Genomic DNA, 17,668 nt, shown 5'->3' with positions numbered 1-17,668 from the left:
GCCCTCATTTTAATCTGTTACAGCAAGGAAATACATGATTTATGTTAATTTTTGCAAACCTTTGATCAATACCTGCAACTTTGCAATGGAATGGTATAAATATTTTTGAAGAGAGCGGCGGGCGTGCGTGGCAAAAGCCCGCACAGCAATATTATGGGCAACGCATAAAAATAAGCGTTTCGCCAATTGTAATTCGTAATTGATAATTGATTTGAAGCACACATTTTTTTGTATAGACGCGCATACCTGCGGTAACCCGGTTCGCCTGGTAGCAGGCGGTGGCCCGGTATTGCAGGGCAGCAATATGAGCGAAAAGCGGAATCATTTTTTACGCGAGTACGACTGGATACGCAAGGGGCTTATGTTTGAGCCAAGAGGGCATGATATGATGAGCGGCAGCATCCTGTACCCGCCGCACGATCCGGCCAATGATGTAGCCGTGCTGTTTATTGAAACCAGCGGCTGTTTGCCTATGTGCGGACACGGCACCATTGGCACCATTACCATTGGCATTGAAGAAGGGCTCATAACACCTAAAACTCCCGGTGTTGTACGCATGGAAGCGCCGGCAGGGCTGGTAACTGCTACCTACAAACAGGAAGGCAGCAAAGTGAAAAGCGTAAAGCTTACAAACGTGCCGGCTTACCTGGCTGCTACAGACCTGGAAGTAATGTGCCCCGACCTGGGCTTGCTGAAGGTAGACGTAGCTTACGGCGGTAACTACTATGCCATTGTAGATGTGCAGGAAAACTTTAAAGGGCTGGAACATTATTCAGCTGCACAGCTGATCAGCTGGGCGCGGGAAATGCGCAAGCGCATTAATGAAAAATACACCTTCGTACATCCGGACAACCCGCATATTAACGGCTGTTCCCATATACTATGGACCGGCGCGGTGCTGGACCCAACCGCTACTGCCCGTAACGCCGTTTTTTATGGCGATAAAGCCATTGACCGGTCGCCCTGCGGCACCGGCACCTCTGCCCGTATGGCGCAGTGGTACGCCAAAGGCAGGCTTAAAAAAGGCGACGAGTTCATTCATGAAAGCATTATCGGTTCCAAATTTATTGGCCGTATAGAAGAAGAAACCAAAATCGGCGATAGTCCGGCCATCCGTCCAAGTATAGAAGGATGGGCCAGGATATACGGCTACAATACAATCACCATTGACCCGGAAGACGATCCGTATGCATACGGGTTACAGGTAATATAGGAAACAAGAACATGTCCAGGCAAGTTATTATTATAGGCGGCGGCATCATCGGCCTTAGCAGCGCATTTTACCTGCAGGAAGCAGGATATAAGGTTACAGTATTAGACACAACAGATATGCGGCAGGGCTGCTCCTATGGCAATGCGGGGTATGTATGCCCCAGCCATTTTGTACCACTGGCCGCTCCTGGTATTGTGTCGCAGGGCTTAAAGTGGATGTTTAATGCCAAAAGCCCTTTTTATGTGCAGCCGCGTTTGAGCAGCGGCCTCATTTCATGGGGGCTGAAATTCATGAAAAACGCTACCCGGGCACATGTAGAGCGTTCCGCCATTCCCCTGCGGGACATTGCTTTGCTTAGCCAGCGGTTATATGAGAGTTGGACAAAGCTGCCGGGCATGAACTTTTCCTATGAGCCCAAAGGCATGCTGGAGCTTTTTAAAACAGCTGAAAATGCGCACCATGCGGAACATACGCTAAAAGAAGCGTTGAAGCTGGGACTGAACGCCCGGCTGCTGAATAAAGCAGAGCTGCAGGCCATGGAGCCTGGTGCGGAAATTGATGCGGCGGGCGCCCTGTACTTTGCCTGCGACGCACAGCTATATCCTAATAAACTGATGCAATGCCTGCTGGAATGGCTGCAGCAAAAAGGCGTGCAGCTGATGGGCAACCGGGAGGTAACCGGTTTTATAAAAGAAGGCGATCATATTAAAGGCGTAAAAACCACCGGGGAAATATATCCGGCAGATCATGTGGTGCTGGCGGCCGGTGTGTGGAGCGGCGCGGTGGCTAAGCAACTGGGCCTGCGCATACCGATGGTTGGCGGCCGTGGTTATTCCGTTACTTACGAAAACGCACCTTACCAGCTGCAGCATTCCATTATATTAAGTGAGGCGCGCGTAGCCATATCACCAATGGACGGCAACAAGATCCGCTTTGGCGGCACCATGGAAATAACTGCTGTAAATGCACCGCCCCGCATGCAAAGGGTACAGGGCATACTGGAATCTGTAAAGCGTTATTTCCCGGCTTATGATGTTCCCATGCCCCCAGCAAATAAAGTGTGGTATGGTTACCGCCCCTGCAGCGCAGACGGGCTGCCTTACATAGGCAACGTAGATCCATATACGAATTTCACCGTAGCCACGGGGCACTCTATGCTGGGTATCAGTTTAGGCGCCGGTACAGGCAAGCTGGTAAGTGAGCTGGTGCAGGGCATACCTGCTTCTATGGATATAACACCGTTCTATCCGCAAAGGAGATAAGAAAACCTATAGAATATGATGGGCAAAAAGGCATTCACGGGGTTAATTTGGGCTGCGGCGCTGCTGGCGGCCGCCATCCCCGCCGTTCATGCGCAGCAGGCGCCCGCGGCATTATATGAACAAACCAGTGAGGTGAATAACCTCATGGTGCAGTATAATGCAGACAAGGGCAGCATCAGCCGCTTTTACTTTGTGGTGAACTCGCCGGAACGGCGGCAGCAAATGCAAAAGCTGAATAAGCAGTACCTGCAGCAGCTGGAACAAATGAACTTTGATGTCCTGCCTACCGGCAGCCAGGTTGATTACCTGTTGTTCCGCCAGCAACTGACGGCGCAGCTGCACGATCTGCAGGAAGAGGAAACGCAGTATAACCAGCTGTCCGGCTGGTTCCCTTTTGCGGAAAAGATATATGCGGCAGAGAAGATACGCCGCCGCGGTACCCAGCAGGATGCACAGCAGCTGGCCGCAGATTTTCACCGCATATCGGCCGACATATTGCAGAAAGCAAAGGCGCTGAAGGAAGAAAAGCACATTGACATTTACCATATACTGCGTGCGCAGGGCATTGTAAAAGGCCTGCGGGATGCAGTGCACAGCATACACCGGTTCTACAACAGCTACGATCCGCAATACACCTGGTGGATGGCCAAACCTTATGCTGAATTAGACACGGCATTAGGTACCTACGCTGTTGCCTGGAAAGCGCAGGAAAAAGCAGCGCCTGGCGGAAAGGACGATGGCAGCGGTATTATCGGTTACCCAATTGGACGTGATGAGCTGATCCGGCAGCTGCAGAACGAGTTTATTCCCTACACGCCGGAGGAGCTGATAGCCATTGCCAACAAAGAGTTTGCCTGGTGTGATGCAGAAATGCTGAAAGCCTCCCGGGAAATGGGTTTTGGTGATGACTGGAAAAAGGCGCTGGAGAAAGTAAAGAACAGCTATGTGCCTGCCGGTAAGCAGCCCGAGGCAATCATGAAACTATACAATGAGTCTGTTGCCTTCCTTAAACAGCACGACCTGGTTACCATTCCGCTCCTGGCGGAAGAAAGCTGGCGCATGATTATGATGACGCCTGAACGGCAGCTGGTAAACCCGTTCTTTACCGGCGGTGAGGTGCTGAGCATTTCTTATCCAACGCAAGACATGAATGAGGAAGATAAGCTGATGAGCATGCGCGGCAACAATCCGCACTTTTCCCGTGCTACGGTACATCATGAGCTGATAGCAGGCCACCACCTGCAGATGTACATGAACCGCCGCTATAAAGCTTACCGCAATTTTGATACACCGTTCTGGATAGAGGGATGGTCATTATACTGGGAGCTGCTGTTGTGGGATATGAAATTTCCGCAGTCGCCGGAAGATCGCATTGGCATGTTGTTCTGGCGCATGCACCGCTGCGCGCGTATCATCTTTTCACTGAACTTTCATTTAGGTAAATGGACGCCGCAGCAGTGTATTGATTTCCTGGTAGACAGGGTAGGGCACGAACGGGCAAATGCCGCCGGCGAAGTGCGCCGCTCATTTGTAAGCGGCCTGGGTTACAGCCCGTTGTACCAGCTGGCTTATATGATAGGTGGCCTGCAGTTTTATGCGCTTAAAAAGGAGCTGGTAGTCAGCGGCAAAATGACGTATAAGCAATATCACGATGCAGTGCTGCACGAAAATGAGATGCCGGTGGAAATGGTGCGCGCCATCCTCACCCGTCAAAAGCTTACGAAGGATTTTAAAACAAGCTGGCGGTTTTACAAACTGTAGGAATATCAAATGTTAAATGTAAGAGCCGGAGAGGTGCGCAATTTTATTTACATAACCTATAAAACATCCAACGTAAAATGTAAATATCAAATGTAAAGATGAAGGACCGCCAGCCAACTTTTGCATTTTAGATTTTACATTTTGCGTTTACTTTCTGTATGAAACGATTTCTGATCAGCATCCTGTTGTTACAAACAGGCTATAGCGCGCTGCAGGCGCAGTCTTATGTGCCGGAGCGGCAGCAGGTGAAAATGAAGGTGAAAGCGAAAGTGCCGGTGCACGCCTACAGCTTTAACCTGGAAGACGTACAATTGCTGGACGGTCCTTTTAAAAGAGCACAGGATGCAGATGTGGCGTACCTGCTGCTGCTGGAGCCGGACCGTTTCCTGGCCGATTTCCGGGAACATTCCGGCCTGAAGGCAAAGGCTAAACGATACGGGGGATGGGAGTCTTCCGGGCTGGCAGGCCATTCGCTGGGGCATTATTTGTCGGCCTGCGCCATGCACTACGCAGCCAGCGGCGATAAGCGTTTCCTTGATAAGGTGAACTATATCGTAAGCGAGCTGGCGGAGTGCCAGCAGCACCGTAAAACCGGCTATATAGGCGCTATTCCGAATGAAGACAGTATCTGGCAACAGGTATCGGAAGGGCATATCCGTTCCCGTGGGTTTGATTTGAACGGAGGCTGGTCGCCCTGGTACACGGTACACAAGATTATGGCCGGTTTGCTGGACGCTTATTTGTATTGCAATAACCAGCAGGCGCTTGCTGTAGAAAAAGGTATGGCCGACTGGACAGGGCAGATAGTAGGCCACCTGCCGGACTCGCTGGTGCAGAAAATGCTGCTGTGTGAATACGGCGGCATGAATGAAGCGCTGGTGAATACTTATGCGCTTACCGGTGAAAAAAAGTACCTGGATCTTTCCTACAAATTCCATGACCGTCGCGTATTGGACTCGCTGGCCATGCAGCAGGATATACTGCCCGGCAAACACTCCAACACGCAGATACCTAAAATTATTGGCTGCTTACGCCGCTTTGAGCTAACCGGCACAGATAAAGACAGCATTATAGGCCGCTTTTTCTGGAACACCGTTACGCAGCACCATTCTTATGCGCCAGGCGGCAACAGCAACTACGAGTACCTGGGCCAGCCGGACCAGCTGAACGACTTTCTTACGGAAAACACCATGGAAACCTGCAACACTTACAACATGCTGAAGCTAACCCGGCACCTGTTTGCGTTGCAGCCAGCCGCCAACCTCATGGATTTTTACGAGCGTGCTTTATACAACCATATTCTTTCCTCACAAAATCACCACAGCGGTATGATGTGCTACTTTGTACCGCTGCGCATGGGCGCGCGTAAGGAGTTCAGCGACTCTTTCCACACCTTTACCTGCTGCGTAGGCTCCGGTATGGAAAACCATGTTAAGTACGGGGAAAGCATTTATTTTGAAGGTGCAGATGGCAGCCTGTATGTAAACCTGTTCATACCATCCCGCCTTACGTGGCGGCACAAGGGCGTTACTGTTGAGCAGCAGACAAAGCTGCCGGCAGAAGATAAGGTAACGTTTACCATCACTGCAAAGCAGCCAGCCGCATTTGCTTTACGCATCCGCAAGCCACGCTGGGTGCAGCCAGGCATGCAGTTAACAGTAAACGGCAAGGCACAACCGGTTACCACAGACGAAGAAGGGTATATGACCGTTAACCGCACCTGGAAAACCGGTGATAAGGTGCAGCTGTTACTACCTATGGATGTATACACAGTGGCTATGCCTGACAATCCCGGCCGCGTAGCCTTGTTCTATGGCCCTGTGGTGCTGGCAGGGCAGCTGGGCAATAAAGAGCCGGACCCTGTTACCGGCATACCGGTGTTTGTTACATCAGAAAAAGATCCTAACCAGTGGCTGCGCCGCGATGATCCGCAATCGCTGGTATGGAATACCAGCAACATTGGTAAGCCGGCAGATGTAACGCTGGTGCCCTTTAACAGCATACAGGACGAGTGGTACAGCGTATACTGGGACGCCTTTACGCCCGAAGGCTGGACAGCGCAGCAAGCTAAATATGAAGCAGAAAAGAAGCGGCAAAAGGAAATAGAAGCCAGTACCGTAGATGCCCTGCGCATAGCAGAAATGCAGCCCGAACGCGATCATAATTTCACGGTCAGCGATAAAACCACTACCGGTGAGGAACATGGTAAAAAATGGCGGGCGGTATGGGACGACGGCTATATGCAGTTTACGATGAAGGTGAACCCGGATAAAGATAACAGCCTGCAATTTACCTACTGGGGTATGGATAACCGTTACTGCAAATTTGATATACTGGTAGATGGTGAGCAGGTTGCCACAGAGGACCTTAACAAATTTAAGGCAAGTAAGTTTTACGACATTGTATATCCTATTCCTTCATCATTAACCAAAGGCAGGCAAATTGTAACAATAAAATTACAGGCGCGGAAGAATAATCACGTAGGTCCTGTATACGGTACAATAAGAATGATGCAGCAACCATAGTACCCTATAAATAAATGTTAATCGACAGCAAAAGACCAGCGCACGGGTTGCCTGGTTTTTTGTTTTTGTAAAGAGCTCATTGTTTGTAATGTGATGTGGCTGTACTTAATAATAATAGTCCGTTCTCCCGTGCAGCGGCTTTCATGTTTAAAAGAATGTGTGAATGTTATTTGTTTTTTAGGTAGGCTAAATAATTGTATTGCAAATAGTCGGATGCATAAATCAAAGTCATTATTAATGATGTAAATAACTTTTTTGGATAAAAACTTTGCATAATTCATAAAATGTGTAATCTTTGTCCTGGAATCTTTTATACCTATGTAGTTAATCGTGCGTTTAGCCCTTTACTACCCGACTATGAATTATTGGGAAAATATACAAGAGATGTAACCCGAAAATAGAAGATCAAATGGTTACCCTATACTGTGAAACAAGCGTAAACAGCTGAATAACCCTGTTTCCCCCTGTTACAGTATCCCAACGTTTATTGTCAGTTTAAAAAATGCTTGTAATAGCATGTTCGTGAATGTAATGTGCGTTATGCATGCGGCATCCGTAAGCATGGGCAGCAAAGAAAATGTAATAACACATTGTTTTTGAGAACCTGTACCTCCATACTATTGTTTTTTGTGCTTTTTATATCAGAAGGATATGGCCAGTCCCGGCAGGATACCAGCTACTATCTCATGTATGGTGGTTGTAAGGGTGTAACGGTTACTCCTTATTCTTTGCCTGGGAAAGATACGGTTGCAATGCCGGTTCGGGTAAAGCGGCATATTTCGCAGGTTCCTATGCGTTTGCCTTTTCTCACTGTTCATGGAAATGTGATGTATGATGTGTACTACCAGTCGAATGTAGATACACCTTACGTGGAAAAAGATATTTATCAGCATACCGTTCAAACATTTCTTGATATTACTATACGCAACCAATACCCGGTAAGAATAGCTTTTTCAACAAACATGGGCAACTCATCGCTGTTCAGGAATGTTACAGGGCTTAACCTTCAGTACACAAACCGGGATTTCAAGAACATGCTGATGAATAATGCCCGTCATTGGGATGCCGGTCGCCTGTGGCAGCTACGGCAATTGCAGCTGCTAAGGGACAGCCTTGAGCTTAAAACTAAGGAGATCAGCCGTTTAAAATACAAGCTACAGGCCCCTTCAGGCTTGCAGCAGGTAATAGAAGCAAAGGAAAGAGCGCTATATGCCAGGGCCTGGGATTCAATTGCAAAGCTTCCATCTTTCGCATTAGAAAATGTTAATCTGTCACAACGCTGGCCGCCGGCAGTTAAGCGGCAAATGCCTGAAAACTCAAAAGCCGGTACCGCTCTTCAGAAACTGGCAGCTGAACGCAAGTCGGCCGAAGAACAACTGGATTCATTACAAAAGGAGTTTGCCCGGTTTGATAAGTTATACCAGCAAAGGAAAAACCAGTTTGGTACAAATAACGATCATTTGATGGATGTGCTGGCGCAAAGCCGGAATAATAAGGAATTGTCTGATAACCTGCATGCCATGAACTTGCCTGACACAGTGCTTCCTAAAGGGTATAAGCAGTTATTGGCTATCCGATCAATAGGCATTGGAAGAACAATGGTAGATTATTCGGAGCTAACGGCAAAGGATATAAGTATCCTGGGTGTGCAGGCTGAATATAACCCTTCTTACTATGTAGCATTTGCAACCGGTATAGTGGATTACCGTTTCAGGAACTTTATTGTTAATGACAACAGAGCGCGGCAATACCTGAACCTTATCAGGATCGGAGCCGGTATGCGTGAAGGAAATAACCTCATTTTTACCTGGTACACCGGCAAAAAGCAGCTGTACAATTACAACACAGATACTACTGGCGCCGGACCGCAATCTGCACCGGATTACAGGATCATGGGCGTATCGCTGGAGGGGAAATGGCAGCTGAACAAGCATAATTACCTGGTAGGGGAAATAGCAAAATCCTCCCTGCCGTACTATGCAAGGGCCGCTGATAAGGAAAGTGCTTTGGGCAGCGTATTCCGGTTTGGAAACCGTTCTAATGAGGCATATGCCATAAAATCGTTCTCCTATATACCCGTTACAGGCACCAGTATCAATGCCATGTACAAAAGAATGGGCACTAATTTTCAGTCGTTCAGCTTATACACTACCGGTTCTTCGCAAAGTGCATGGTCTGTAAGGGTAGATCAGCTGCTGTTTAAAAAGCAGCTTACAATATCAGGTACTATACGCCAGAACGATTTTACCAGCTTATACCAGAATGTAGATTATCATACCAGCACTATATTTAAAAGTATACAGGCAACATTGCGCGTACGTAAATGGCCGGTGGTATCAGTAAGCTATTCTCCCAGCTCCCAGTTAGTGAAGCTGAGCGATGACCGGTATACCGAAAACCTGTTCTATACGCTGGTGGGTGCTGTAAGTCATTTTTACCAATGCAGGGGTGTTATGATGAATACCATTCTTTCATATACGCGTTTTTACAATAAGCAAACAGATAGCAGCTTTGTATACTTCAACAGTAAAAATATACTATTGAACCATACGGTGTTCCTGGGACGCTTTACCCTGAACGGTACTTTGTCGGCAGCTGCCAACCAGGACTATGCTTTGTATGGTGCAGACGGCAATCTCCAGTTTAAAGTAAACCAATGGTTGGAAACCGGCGGTGGGGTGAAGTATAGTAAACAAACCGTGTATAGCCGGGAGCAGTTAGGCTACACAGGTAATGTACGGGTGAATGTGCCCAGGTTGGGAGAAATAGCCTTAATGGGGGATAAAGGATTTATTCCCGGCCCTAATAAACAGCTGGTGCCTAACAACACCGGAAGATTAACCTATACCAGGATATTTTAAACAAATGAGCTTGATGAAAAAGTACCTATGGATATATGCATGCCTGCTGACTGCGCTGCAAACGCAGGCGCAGGTAAGTATGACGGTGCAGCTGCCCCCGGCAGGTGTAATGCAAAAATCACAGTTGTGGAATATGTTGCTGGTGTCGGCTTCCGGCGCACCGGTAAATGTGAAGATTATGCTCCGTTTATCAGATGCGCAAACCAACCAGCCGTTGCTTACAGGTATATCGCGCACCATTACCCTGTACAAAGGCGCAAAACAGATAAGGGCGGAAGATGCAGGCCCGGTGCAATATGAATATTTGTCTACCGCGGTGGACAGCGATGTGAACGGGCTGCTGGCAACCGGAAATTACCAGGCTTGCTATAGCGTTGCAACAACCGGACACGAAGGAGCATTATTGGCGGAAGACTGTATTCCCTTTGCCGTGGAGCCGGTAAGCCCGCCCTTATTAAATACCCCGGCCAACGGCAGCGTACTGGAAACAATGCAACCCCAGTTCTCCTGGCTGCCCCCTGCACCGCTGAATATTTTTAAGGATCTCAATTACGACATGGTGCTGGTAGAAGTGCGCAATGGGCAGTCGCCGGCAGAGGCAGTGCAGCAGAACATTCCTGTTTTTCGCTCCATGCATAACAGGAACATTTTTGTGAGCTATCCGTCATCTGCTTTAGCGCTGGACACGGGGAAGAACTATGCATGGACCGTTACCGCAAATAACGGCCCCCGTTATGCAGCACAAACAGAGGTGTGGACATTCCGGATTAAAGGTATGCAAAATATGCAGTCGGTAAATGCAAATGCTTATATGCAGCTGAAAAAGGAGATAGATGCTTCAGTAGCAAATAGCAGGGGACCGCTTCATTTTTCCTATAGCAATGATGCAAATGATAAAACCGTGCAGTATGAGATAATCCCGTTACAGGAAAGCGGTGGCGCTATTCAGCAGGGAAATCTTTCCCTGGCCACAGGCGACAACCTGTTGGAACTGAGATTAAGAGAAAGCCGGCTGGAAGACGGGAAAACTTATTTATTCCGTTTGTTAAACTCACGTCATGAGTACTGGCAAATGAAATTTATTTATACCAGGCAGCATAAACAATAACAGCATACCTAAATATATTTTACATGATACTGGCACGAGTTGCAAAAGGCAGGAAAGTGATTGTTATAATGTGGCTGATGACGCTTTATATAGAAGCTGTACTACCGCACTATGCAAGAGGAGCGGTAGTAAGAACGGGTAAACGTATTTATGTTGTTCCGGCTGCTGATCCCAATGCTGCTGTAAAACCGGCAGCGCCTGTAAACAGGATAAAGAATACTTTACCGGAAAGCAATAAAAAGGGGAACAAGGTAAAAAAGATAACGGCTGCTGCCGGTGACATTGGTCCTGGACAACCTGAAAGCGGCGCTTTTCACCCGGTAAATAACACCAATATGGTTGACCTGTTTACGGGTGACTTTTCATACACTATTCCTTTGATGGATGTTGGCGGATATCCTATTGCCATTGGCTACAACAGCGGCGTTACTATGGACCAGGAAGCCAGTTGGGTGGGCCTGGGATGGAATATAAACCCCGGAGCCATTACCCGTAATATGCGCGGTATACCGGATGATTTTAATGGAACAGACTCTATTGCAAAAACAGCTTCCATAAAGGAAAATAAAACAACAGGGGCAACTGTAGGTTTGGGAGCGGAAGTTGTAGGTTATCCTATAAGCCTGAGCGGCAGCCTTGGGGTTTTTACCAATACTTACAAAGGCTGGGGGCTTGAGGTCGGCGTGAATCCTACTGTCAATTCGGCCGCTAATGGGAAAGGCCCGTTAACTGCGGGAATCTCGCTTACAAACAATTCGCAGGAAGGAATTACATTATCACCTTCGCTTTCTGTTAAGGCAACGGAGGAACAGGCTGCAGCAATGGGAGGAGTAACCGGCAGTACTACAATTGGTACAGCCTATAACTCAAGAACCGGTATGAAGGCGCTGCAGCTTTCACAATACCTCAGCTGGTATGGTACCTATTCAAGTCCATTGCTTTCGTTTGCTTATCCTTCCTATATGCCTACCATTAGCCTGCCGTATACAAGCGTAAATTTTTCCGCTTCTTTCGGGATAGGTACCGAATTAACTGTTGTGCATCCAAGTTTGTTTGTCAGCGGTTATCAATCCAGGCAATATATTGCGCCCCAGGACCAGCACCGGTCAATACCTGCTTATGGCTATCTGAATTATCAGAACGGCGCTGCAGACCCCGGGGCGTTGCTGGATTATAACCGTGAAAAGGATATCCCTTACCGGGAAAAACCGCAAACCCCCAATATCGGTATTCCATCCTATACCTATGATGTGTTTTCTATGACAGGAGAAGGCACCGGTGGTATGTTCAGGGCCTACCGCGGCGATATTGGCTTTGTATATGACCATCATATGCGCACAAAAGATGCATCTGACCGGGTAAGCCTTGATATTGGTGCAGGGCCTCAAATAGTACATGGTGGTGTGGACCTCAACTATGTAAGCGCCAACACACAAAGCGGTCCCTGGATAAACGAAAACCCTTTGGCAGCTACTATTGGTTTCCGGAAATCTGATAAGCTCTTTGAAGCTGCTTATTTCCGCAACCCTGCGGAAAAGGTAGTGAATACCAAAACCTTTTATGATGCAGTAGGCGGAGATGATGCGGTGACGGTAGACCTGTTTCAGCCGGGCAGCAGCAGCAGTACGCTTAGTACAACCAATGTGCTGAAACGCTATCGTAATAAAAACTATATAGATAACATCCGGCTTCGGAAAGACCAGGTCTATAAAGCATCGCGCGATAAAAGGACACAGGTGATATCTTATCTCACTGCAAAAGAAGCCAGCGTAGCAGGTCTTACAAAATATATAGAAAACTACAAGCTCAATACCTTTCAGCTGGAAAACTGCGACAATACTTTCCCGGATGAAACAAACGGGGAGGGCACGGGGCTGATGGCCGATTACCACAAGGGACCAAATGTTAATCATTGGCTGTACTCCAGGCTTGATTCTAAGATAGACTTTTCCAAACAGGAAGACATGACCAACGGGTTGCCTCCTGATGTTGTAGCAGATATGGGGGATGAGTTTTCCATTAGCTGGAGAGGACGTTTGAAAGCAGATGTTACCGGTCATTACATAATAACTACTGGTAGTGATGATGGAGCGGCTGTTTACATCAATGGCAATTTTCTGATTGACCGATGGGGTGTGCAGGGCGAAGGTGAATCAACCAATGGCAAGGTGGAAGTAAACCTGGTTGCCGGCGAGTTTTATGACATAAAGGTGGATTACTTCCAGTTCAGAAAGAAAGCGGCCATGAAGCTGTACTGGGAATATCTTGGTCACCCCAGGGAGATCATCCCCACCAAATTCCTTTATCCGCCGCTGACAAAGGATGTATTTGAGGTAAACGGCGGTAACATATTAAAGGAAAAGCGGGTGAACACATTCCGGAAAGAGAACCACATCTCTGAAATAGATGTATTGAACCCTGATGGCAGGAGATATGTATACGGCCTGCCGGTATATAACCTCAAACAGCAGGAAGCCACTTTTTCTGTAAATGCATCAGACGGTAATGCAGCAGAAGGCCTGGTAAGCTATGTTTCCGGTACTGATGATACTACATCGAATACCAAAGGAAATGATCATTATTTCAGCCGGGAAGATATGCCGGCCTTTGCGCATTCTTTCCTGTTAACGGGCATCCTGTCGCCCGACTATGTGGATCTTACAGGCAATGGTGTTTCCGACGACGATCCGGGTGATGCCGTAAAATTCAACTATACAAAGGTGGCCGGCATCCTTAATCCATATAAATGGAGGACACCTTATAGCGATAAGGCAGGTTATAATGAAGGCCTGAAAACCGATAACCGTGATGATAAAGGGAACTATGTATATGGCGAAAAGGAACTGTGGTATCTTAATACAATTGAATCAAAGAACATGATCGCCACCTTTACCGTCAGTGACCGGGAAGACCTGTATGAAATTGACCGGGATGGTAAAAAGCAAAAAGGGCCTGCCAAAAAGCTGGATGAAATTAACCTGTATACAAAAGCAGATTTCAAGAAGCATGGAACCAATGCAACTCCGGTAAAAACAGTGCATTTCAGCTATAGTTATAAATTATGCAGGGGGATTAATGCCGGCGTGGTGGATGAGAGCGGGCAGGTGAATGATAATGGCAAGCTTACGCTGGACAGCATTTGGTTTACCTATAACGGCAATAATAAAGGGAGGCGTAATCCTTATATATTCTCCTATAATGCGAAGAATCCCCGTTATAATGCACAGTCGTATGACCGGTGGGGTAACTATAAAGCCCCCCTGCAGAATCCCGGCTCTACGATTGATAACGTGATTACAAATGCAGAATATCCCTATGCCTTGCAAGACAGCGCTGCGGCTGCTGAAAATGCCGCAGCCTGGACACTTGACTATATAGTGCAGCCTTCAGGCGCACGTATGAAAATCACCTATGAAAGTGACGATTACGCTTATGTGCAGAATAAACAGGCAGCGCAGCTATTTAAGGTGGCCGGTTTTTCGGCATCGAAGCCTGAATCGGTGAGTGATCTTACCAATAAGTTGTACAGCAAGCAGAATATATACTATACCGCAGATCATTTATATGTAGGTATTAGTGTGCCTAAAAAAGTAACCAGCAGGTCAGAGGTTTTTGAGCGTTATCTCAGGGGCCTGAACACCACTTACTTTAAGCTTTTTGTAAAAATGCCGTCAGATAAATGGGGTTCTGGTAACGAATATGTGCCTTGCTACGCTAAACTGGATTATTCGGATGATGGCTATGGGATTATTGATGGCACTGATGGTAATACCATCTGGATAAAAATGAAAGCCATTGACAACAATGGAGAGGAAGGCGGATCATACAGCCCCTTGGCAAAAGCAGCCATCCAGTTCCTGCGCCTGAATCTGCCGTCAAAGGCCTATCCCGGGTCTGACGTTGGCGAGAACCCCAATGTGGGCGCAGTGGTAAAGGTGATTGTAGGTATGGCTGACAATATTAAAAGCATGTTCACCTCCTTTGACGAGAATGCAAGAAAAAAAGACTGGGCTAAAGAAGTAGATCTGAACCGTACTTATATACGGCTGAACAATCCCTTCTTTAAAAAATACGGCGGCGGACTGCGGGTAAAAAGCATTGTTACCTACGACCACTGGAATGCCATGACAAAACAGAAGGAAGCCGAGTATGGTGAGGAATACCAGTACACTACTGCCAAACGGATAAACGGCAAAATGGAGCTTATCAGCTCCGGCGTGGCATCTTATGAGCCTATGCTAGGAGGGGAAGAAAACCCCTGGCGCGTGCCTGTCCAATATAAAGAGCAGGTAGCAGCCCTTGCGCCGGTAACGGTAGGCTATACTGAAGAGCCGTTGGGAGAGTCCTTTTTTCCGTCGCCTGTAGTGGGGTACAGCAAGGTGAGGGTAAGGTCTATCCATTCAAAAAACGTCCGTTCTGCAAATGGTTATGAGGAAACCATCTTCTTTACCAGCTACGACTTTCCTACGCTTACCGACAGAACTGAGCTGGCCGACGGAAAGAAAAAATATAAACCGGCGCTTGCAAACTTCCTTCGCATTAATGCAAAGCACTTCCTGGCAATTAGCCAGGGTTTTAAGGTAGAGCTGAATGATATGCACGGCAAGCTGCGTTCAAAAGCCACCTACGCAGAATCCGACCCGGATAATTATATAGCCTATACCGAAAACTTTTATCATGTAGATAACCTGGGCCAGGAGTTCAAGCATCTGAACAATACAGTGGCTGCTATTACTCCACAGGGAATTATTGATGCCAACGCCTCTATTGGTAAAGATGTTGAGGTAATGGTGGATATGCGCGAACAACGCTCTGTTACCAACGCCTATAACCTGAACCTGAATACGGAAATGTTTGCCGCAGGAATTATTCCCTGGATTATTCCGTCGCTGTTTAACCTGGCGCAACGCGATGAGAGCAAATTCCGGTCAGTAGCGCTTACAAAGGTAGTCAGCCGGCATGGTATAATCGACAGCGTACGCGCGGTGGATAAAGGCAGCCGTGTAAGCACCGCCAATCTTTTATATGACAGCGAAACCGGGGAACCGGTATTAACCAGCACACAAAATGAGTTTAACGATCCCGTTTACCATTTTAACTATCCTGCTGCCTGGGCATATGATGGTATGGGAGGGGCTTATAAGAATATAGGCTTTACCCTGGACCATGTTTATATGAAGGAAGGGCGGATCACGCAGGGACTATTGAGCGGTACGGAAGCAAGCTATTTTACCGGCGGGGATGAACTGCTGATATGGTCGCACCCCAAGACCTATGGATCAGACTGTGATCCGCAGCCGGCTACTTTCCCCAGCGCAAGTAAAATATGGGCAATAGATGCAAATACTATGAACGGCGGCCCATCAGATATCTATTTTGTAGATGCAGATGGTGTGCCGTTCAGCGGTAACGATATTTCTATGAAAATTATACGATCCGGGCGCAGGAATATAAATGCCAGTGTTGGAGAAATAACTATGCTCGAAAACCCGGTTGTGGGCAACAGCCTTGTAATAAACACAGACTCAAAGATCATAGGCGCCAGCGCTACGGAATTTAAGCAGTTCTGGAAGGCGGCAGACCGGAAAAAGGCTGGTACGGTCACAAACTGTGTGCCTGCTGCCTATAACATTGATGATTGCACTACTACAACTTATGGCAATCAGGAGTTGAGCCATGATTTTGTGAAGGAATGTACCAGCGGTACAGGATCGGTAGTAACCTATACGGTGCCAGCCGGCAAATATACTTCCATCATCAGCCAGGAAGATGCAGACGCGCAGGCGCAGGCTGACATAGACAGTAACGGGCAAGCCTATGCTAACGCCAACGGTGTTTGTAGCGGCCCGCCCTGCCGTATAACGGTAAGGGGAAGAACAGAGGAGGATGTGCCGGATGTAATTGGAAGATTTGATGTAGGTGTAATAAGCGACCTGACAAACAGCGCTATTACTTATACCACCGACCCGCCATCGGATCTTCTTGCCAATCCTATTCCTTACTGTATTCTCTTTGATAAGCAGGTGAATGAAAATTATGGAGTGAGTGTGTACACTAAGAGATCGGAAGGGATATATGTAATCGTAGGGAGTGAAGAAAAGTTCTGCCCTCCGGATGTACTTCAGGAATTTGAGTTGAGGAATCCGTCAGAGATAATAGTATCGACAACACCGCGTCCAGTATACTGGAACAGCGAGCAATATCAGAAATTCTCAAAATCAGGTTGTGATGCAGAACATGAAGGATCGCTCGTGAGGTATACAGTACCGGCGTATACATACTCTTCTTATGAAAGTCTACAGGATGCCAATAATAAGGCTATTGCAGATATTAATGCTAACGGACAGGCGTATGCTGATGCAAACAATAATGGTATTTGCGTGCTGCCGGGCTCTATTAATACACGTACTAAACCGGGTGCAAATGGATCGGGAGGAAGATTTGATATGGTTGTTAAAAATGAAGCTACGCAGGAGGAAGTGTTCAGTGGAAGTTTCCTGGAATCAGATACGCCTCCGCAAGATCTGAGCCTTCCTACAGGTAGCTATATTGTGAAGATCACCTCAACGGATATGAGCGGATTAAAAGCTACGGTGAATGGGGATGAAACAAGTATCAGCAGTGGCGGGTTCGCTACCTGGACAACTTCTCACACTATTGTAGTGGAAACGGCTTCATTACATTAACATTACTCAATGTAAACGGAACATACAAGATGATGTCAGTAATAAATAAAATATTAACGATGGTTATGCTATCGGTATGCCTGTTCTCCGGCATAGCCAATGCACAGAAGGTAACCGTTGTGAAGTTGGAACAGTTGCCGGATGGGAGTGATAGAATAATAAAATACGATTCTTTGATAACGAAGAAGAGCAGCGCTCCTTCCCGGAAAAGAACGGCGATTAACAGTTTGGCAACAACGGCTACTGCCGGAA

General features: G+C 47.3%; 7 protein-coding genes. All 7 read left to right on the top strand.

The features are described 5' to 3' along the window. The first annotated feature begins 211 nt into the window (after window positions 1-211). The 7 genes from VFS25_RS12275 to VFS25_RS12245 all read left to right on the top strand — a co-directional run bounded on the left by VFS25_RS12275 (window position 212) and on the right by VFS25_RS12245 (window position 17,416). Window positions 212-1,213 carry a 4-hydroxyproline epimerase gene (locus VFS25_RS12275; protein ID WP_326462442.1) on the top strand — a complete coding sequence of 334 codons (1,002 nt, stop codon included), beginning with the start codon at window positions 212-214 and terminating at the stop codon, window positions 1,211-1,213. Window positions 1,214-1,224: 11 nt separating this feature from the next. Beyond that, on the top strand, window positions 1,225-2,475 hold the full coding sequence (locus VFS25_RS12270; RefSeq protein ID WP_326462441.1) for an NAD(P)/FAD-dependent oxidoreductase: 1,251 nt from the start codon (window positions 1,225-1,227) through the stop codon (window positions 2,473-2,475). Window positions 2,476-2,490: 15 nt separating this feature from the next. Further along, window positions 2,491-4,236, top strand: coding sequence for a DUF885 family protein (locus VFS25_RS12265; protein ID WP_326462440.1), 1,746 nt, complete (start codon window positions 2,491-2,493; stop codon window positions 4,234-4,236). A gap of 158 nt (window positions 4,237-4,394) precedes the next feature. After that, window positions 4,395-6,761, top strand: coding sequence for a beta-L-arabinofuranosidase domain-containing protein (locus VFS25_RS12260; RefSeq protein ID WP_326462439.1), 2,367 nt, complete (start codon window positions 4,395-4,397; stop codon window positions 6,759-6,761). Window positions 6,762-7,357: 596 nt separating this feature from the next. Then, window positions 7,358-9,622: a hypothetical protein gene (locus VFS25_RS12255; protein ID WP_326462438.1), complete on the top strand. Its 2,265-nt coding sequence runs from the start codon at window positions 7,358-7,360 to the stop codon at window positions 9,620-9,622. Window positions 9,623-9,635: 13 nt separating this feature from the next. After that, on the top strand, window positions 9,636-10,730 hold the full coding sequence (locus VFS25_RS12250; protein ID WP_326462437.1) for a hypothetical protein: 1,095 nt from the start codon (window positions 9,636-9,638) through the stop codon (window positions 10,728-10,730). Between the two features lie 23 nt (window positions 10,731-10,753). Continuing rightward, a complete protein-coding gene (locus tag VFS25_RS12245) occupies window positions 10,754-17,416 on the top strand; it encodes a DUF5977 domain-containing protein (RefSeq protein ID WP_326462436.1) in 6,663 nt (2,220 codons plus the stop codon). Window positions 17,417-17,668: the final 252 nt, after the last annotated feature.

It is taken from the genome of Chitinophaga sp. (genome assembly GCF_035761305.1).
GTDB lineage: Bacteria > Bacteroidota > Bacteroidia > Chitinophagales > Chitinophagaceae > Chitinophaga.
This window is presented reverse-complemented; position numbering and strand designations above follow the sequence as displayed.